A 426-nucleotide genomic window follows, 5' to 3' on the forward strand; every position below is an offset into this window, starting at 1 on the left:
TTCTTCCCGAGATCGATGCCGATTGTGACAAGGTTCGTATTCGACATGGCTTGCGCTCCTGCTGCTGCCCCCCGCCGGGCTGCACGTTGCCGCTGAGAGCGGGCGTGGTCCATGCCATTAACTCGTAGGGCCGGTGCGCCTTGCCCTTGCCGATGCACTCCACCTCCGGCGCATGCAGCGAATAGAGTTTCGGGCCGCGCTGGTGCTGCTTCTGCTCAAGCACCCGCCGTGCCAGTGCCAGTGACCTGCCACTGCGTATTTCCTCCAGATCGAGTTAGAGTCCGGCCTGAAGAAGGACCGACAGATGAAGCGAGCAAGGTTCACGGAAGAGCAGATTATCGCGGTGTTGAAGGAGCATGAGGCTGGGGCAAAGACTGCCGACCTGGCTCGCAAGCATGGAATCTCCGAGGCGACAATCTACAATTG

General features: G+C 60.1%; 1 protein-coding gene and 1 pseudogene. One reads left to right on the forward strand and one right to left on the reverse strand.

The window, feature by feature from the left end; genetic code table 11:
* Positions 1-223 (reverse strand): annotated as a pseudogene (locus I6F35_RS39680) (hypothetical protein); the annotation flags it as partial.
* 81 nt (positions 224-304) lie between these two features.
* Between I6F35_RS39680 and I6F35_RS39685 the strand changes: the two are divergent.
* The coding region (locus tag I6F35_RS39685; RefSeq protein ID WP_225122976.1) for a transposase at positions 305-426 on the forward strand (122 nt) is incomplete at its 3' end.

The sequence above is a fragment of the Bradyrhizobium sp. BRP22 genome (assembly GCF_020194175.1).
Lineage (GTDB): Bacteria > Pseudomonadota > Alphaproteobacteria > Rhizobiales > Xanthobacteraceae > Bradyrhizobium.